At 39.3% G+C, this 4898-nt stretch carries 5 protein-coding genes and 1 pseudogene; all 6 read left to right on the top strand.

Features of this window, described 5'->3' with window-relative positions:
* Positions 1-256: pseudogene (locus QVO88_RS06500) on the top strand (hypothetical protein); the annotation flags it as partial.
* A gap of 306 nt (positions 257-562) precedes the next feature.
* On the top strand, positions 563-997 hold the full coding sequence (locus QVO88_RS06495) for a hypothetical protein (RefSeq protein WP_022287689.1): 435 nt from the start codon (positions 563-565) through the stop codon (positions 995-997).
* A gap of 19 nt (positions 998-1016) precedes the next feature.
* Positions 1017-2219 (top strand): hypothetical protein, encoded by a 1203-nt coding sequence (locus QVO88_RS06490; protein ID WP_022287688.1) that lies wholly within the window; start codon positions 1017-1019, stop codon positions 2217-2219.
* A 26-nt stretch (positions 2220-2245) separates the two neighbouring features.
* Positions 2246-3445 (top strand): ABC transporter permease, encoded by a 1200-nt coding sequence (locus tag QVO88_RS06485; protein ID WP_022287687.1) that lies wholly within the window; start codon positions 2246-2248, stop codon positions 3443-3445.
* Positions 3445-4539, top strand: coding sequence for a hypothetical protein (locus QVO88_RS06480; protein WP_022287686.1), 1095 nt, complete (start codon positions 3445-3447; stop codon positions 4537-4539). Before QVO88_RS06485 ends, QVO88_RS06480 begins: the two co-directional genes overlap by 1 nt.
* Before the next feature lie 14 nt (positions 4540-4553).
* A partial coding sequence (locus QVO88_RS06475) for an ATP-binding cassette domain-containing protein (protein WP_288177847.1) occupies positions 4554-4898 on the top strand: 345 nt, incomplete at its 3' end.

Raw genomic sequence — 4898 nt, 5'->3', positions numbered from 1 at the left:
TACATATATGAAAAAAGTGATATCTACAATTATATCGGTTGTTATTATGCTATGCCTATCACTTACAGCTTTTGCCGAACCCGAACTGCAAACGCCTTCTGACGATGACATTTCTGTTTGTTATTTATACACAGATAAAATATCAGGTACATTGTCAATCTCCAACAAGGCTGCAACTTGTAAATCCACTGTACGTGGTATTTCAGGTACAACTACTAAAATCGTTATAACTCAAACACTTCAGAAGAAAAATTGAATCTTCATGGAATAAATACAGTAGTTGGACAAAAACATTCAACAGTTGGTATGCGATTTATTCAAATTCCAAAGAGTCTTTAAGCAGCGGTACTTATCGTGTAAAGACAGTTGCTAAGGTCTATAATGGCTCTGCCTATGAAACCATAACTATTTACAGCAAAACAGCGTCCTGCTAAAATAATAGGCTGTGTACAGAAAGGACAGGTGATTCCAATGCAGTAATAAAATTTATATAATCCAAAATCAAAAAACAAAACATTGACATTCAAATATTTGGATGTTATAATAAGAAAGGACGTTTAATATGAAAAAGATCGTAAAAAGGATCGCAGCTATGGGTGCTGCTGTTATGATGATGAGTTCTATGGCTATTGGGGCTAGTGCGTATGAAGCCATAAAATACGGCAGAGCAGTTGGTGGTTCTGGCTCAAATGCTTATATTTCATGTTTTGTAACAGGAATAAGAACAAATTCAACTGTAGCTGGTCAAGCTTGGACTAGGACATCAAGTAACAATAACAATGTTTACAATCCAAATTGTAAATACAGCGGTTATGTTTATGCAAGTGCCTCTGTTGGTGGTACTGGTTGTGGATCATCTCACTCTGACACAGGTAAAATTGAGCATTCGTTTGGGTTAAAAGGTTGTACATCTTCAAAGTTAGTAAAAACTGTACATATTTATAATGATAAGGTACATGGCAATTACAGCACAACGCTTTCCGTTGATAGTCAATAATAGAACTTGAGTGTGAATTATGAAAACTAAAATTATTATCGCAACAGCCGCAGTTATAATTGCCGCAGTTGCAGTTACACTTTTCATTTCTCTTGGCACAAAATCCGATAAGGCGGTTTCTTCTGAAAAGGGTCAACAAGAACTTTCTGCTTCTCCCACAAACCTTTTGTGTCCTGAAGCTTCTTCTACTGCATTTGCAAACAATTTTGTGTATTACAAAACCTATGACGGCATTGCAGAATATGATATCGAATCCGACAGCCTTGCAATGATAAAAGTCAAGCTTCAAGAGTATTCAAACCTGTCCTGCTATACCATATATGACGGCGTTATATACGCTGTAAGGTCAGTGTATAATTCTGCTACGCAAAAAGAAGATTACAGCATTGTCACAGTGGATTACAACAGCGGTGAAGTCACGGAAGTGTATTCTGCACCAAAGGACAGCATATTAGGCTGTATGTCTATGGACAAAGACGGAGATATCTATTTTGTTGAGGGCAAATACAAAAAGGGCGAGACCGACGAGAACGGATTCAGCACAGGCTATTCGCTATATAAATACGCTCTCAAAAACTCTGACAAAAGCGAGATAACAAAAGCCAATACCTATTACATAAGCGACGGCAAGCTTTATTTTACAAGGCTTTGCCCAAAGACGGATACAGTCCGCCTATTTATAGCTCCACTTTCAGACCCTCAGAACGTCAAGGATACAGGCATTGATGTTGGCTCTCAGATAAGCGAAAATACGCCGTATATGTATTATCCGGCCGACGGAGATGTGTATTACTCTAATGGCAAAAACAAGCTGTATAGGTATAATGAGGATAATGAAAAAAGTGACACAGTTTGCACTTTTAAAGACAAATCTTTTGTAAGATATTTTCAGTATTTCAATAACACTATGATAGTGCTTGTTCGTGAGCCAAATGATAATGGCAAAATGTATCAGTATGTGCTTTATTATCTTGATAACGATAATAAACCGCAGAAGATAATTGATGATGCTAAGCTTAATGAAAAGTATTTTTACGGCTATGAGTATATCGACTATATGACGATATTCAATAACTGTGAGGATTATTTCCTTCTTTCGACCTATAATCCCGACGCTGATACAGCCGCTTATCTTGTGGATAAAGATTTTAAACTGCACAAGTTTATTTCAAACGGCGAATGGGATTATGATACATATGCGGAGATACAGGCAGGGATGTAGGAACTTGATATTTGAGGTGTGACGATTTGAAACTTCTCAGATTTATGATAAGAAAAGATATGGCGAAGTCAGCTTTGATAAGCTTATTGCTGGCTTTGCTTTCCTGCGCCTTTTTGATATCTGTGCTCAGACCTTCTTATGCTTATGGCGAAAAATACATGACCTATCTTAAAGGCGGCTCGGAAACTGTAAGCCAAGACGCTCAAAAGCTTGCTGATGAGCAAAACGCTCTTAACAACGAGATAAACGACTATCAGAATAACCACAACACAGGCGGTGTAAAGCAGGCTGAATTGCCTGTGGAACTTGAGGAAAAGATAATAGATTTCTCTCAGAAAAATTCACAAGCAGGCGCAGGACTTGACAGTATGTTTTCTCTTATTGAGGGAGAGCTATATTCCCAGCAAAATGCTTTGAAGCTCATTTCCGAGCGTGTGCGAGGTTACAGCCGAAATGCAAGACGTGGCGTTACGGATGAGTATTCTTTGAAGCTTTCCGACAAGCTCATCAGCGATTACAACGCCGTGATAACAGACCTAAAAAAGTCGGACGATATCATTGACACCAGAGCCGCTGACGGCTTTGAAAACTATATGTCATCTGAAATACTCATACCATTCGGTGTTTATCTGCTCCTTTTCAGCATATTTTCATCAGAGATACAAAGCAGCAGGATAAAAAGCTTTGGGATAACCAAAACAGGTGTGAGAAAGTTCTCGCTTTTCAAGCTTTGTACCGGCTTTGTTGCTGTAATAATTCTTGTTTTGATAATTTACACTGTGGATATTATAACTCTTTTTATTTACGATACAAACGGCTTTAAACTTGATATGCCATTGCAATATCTGAGCGGTTTTGAACTAAGTTCGGCGAATATGAGCTTTGGCGGATATCTAGTTGCAGTATTTGCCGCAAAACTTGTTTATGCGCTTTTCACCGCAAGTATTGTTATGTTTCTTTCAATGCTTTGCAGAAAGACCATACTTGCAGGAGCTGTCTGTCTTGTGCCAATATTTGTACCATTATATCTGAAAACCACAAGTCTTTCCAATCCTGCCGTTGACATTTTAACAGGCAATTACACCAATATGCTCAATGACACAGGTTATATGAATTTCTGGGGAATACCTGCACGAGAATACGTTGTTTATTTTGCTATCATATTCATCATGACCGCATTTTTTGTCGCAGGGACATATCTCCTTGCTGAAAGGCAGGTGGGATAATGAAAAGTATGTATAGTTATCAGACTTCACGGCTAATAAAGAAATTCTGGCTGCTTTTTGTCATAGTGATAATTTTTTCAGCTTCCGCAAAATTCACAGTGTATCGGAGCTTTGTTTCTTCAAATAATCTTACCTATATGAACAAAGAAACGGCGGAGATATACAATGAACTTATAGAAAATTCCGCAGATAAGACCCTTGAACAGTGTGACGAATACATAACGGAATATGAGATGAGAAGTTACGCAAGCGGTTATAATAATAACATTACAGCCGCCGTGAACAAATATAAAACAGAGCTTCGCAGTTGTTTTATGGTCGAAAGCATCAGAAGCTATGCACGCACGGGAAGAGGTCTAACAGACGCTAATATTCCCTCTGACCTTGTGAAAAACAGCCGACTTTACGCCGCCTTTCCAACACCGCAGGTGATAAATGACGAGCCGTTTTTGAAGTTTCTTGAATTGCAGGCGGTAGATATCATGCCTATATTTGTGCTTCTGCTTGTGGGCGTTTTTGTTGCAGATAGTTATGAAAAGAGAATGGATCAGCAGATAAAGATATCTAAAAATTCGTCAGCGTTTTTTAAGTCACGGGAGATAATTTTATCAGTGGCGATATTTATAATGTTCACACTGAGCTTTTTTGCAGACCTTATTATAAGCGGAACATTACATCAGAGCAAGTACAGCACCTCATCTTTACAAAGCGTGTGGCAATTTGACCTTGCGCCTTTAATGCTAACTGTTAGAGGCACAATAATATGGCTATATGTCACAAGGCTTATGTCGCTTTTTATAACCTACGGCATTTTCGTGCTTGTGGCAAAGCAAGTGCACTCTGTGAAAAAATATGTTATGCTGACCTCTGGGCTGATAGCGGTCATGTCCGCCGCCGCACATTATGTGGGAGCACTTTCGCCTTATATGTTTGCGGCTGTCACAAGCGTAAATGGGCAGCTTAACAACCTTGACTATATGAGGGCTTTTGATTGTTCGGAAGCGGTAGCTGTATTCATATATCTTGCAGCGATTTTGAGCGGACTGACTGCATGGAGATACAGCGGATATTATGAAAAAAGCTTTGACCGATAAGGAGTGGTGATGATATGAGCGTTTTAAGAGTAGAAAACTTATCCAAAAGATACGGCAAAAAGCAGGTGCTCAAGGGCATAACCTGCGAATTTCATACGGGCATAAACGCTTTGCTTGGACCAAACGGCGCAGGCAAGACCACCATAATGAACTGCATATCGGGCGTGATAAAAAAGTCGGGCGGCAGCGTGACCCTTGACGGGCAGGACGTTTTTGAAATGGGCGAGAAATATCGTGAAAAGCTGAGCTTTCAGTTTCAGTATCAGCCATTTTATCCAAGCTACACCGCCCATGAATTTCTCAGATTTTCGGCTCTGTTAAAAGGAATGCCTGAGCCGCTTATTGAGGACGAGATAAGA

Origin of the sequence: Ruminococcus sp. CAG:57 (assembly GCF_000435935.1) — a bacterium.
GTDB lineage: Bacteria > Bacillota > Clostridia > Oscillospirales > Ruminococcaceae > Hominimerdicola > Hominimerdicola aceti.
Note: the sequence above shows the minus strand (reverse complement) of the source record. Positions and strands in the feature narration are given on the sequence as shown.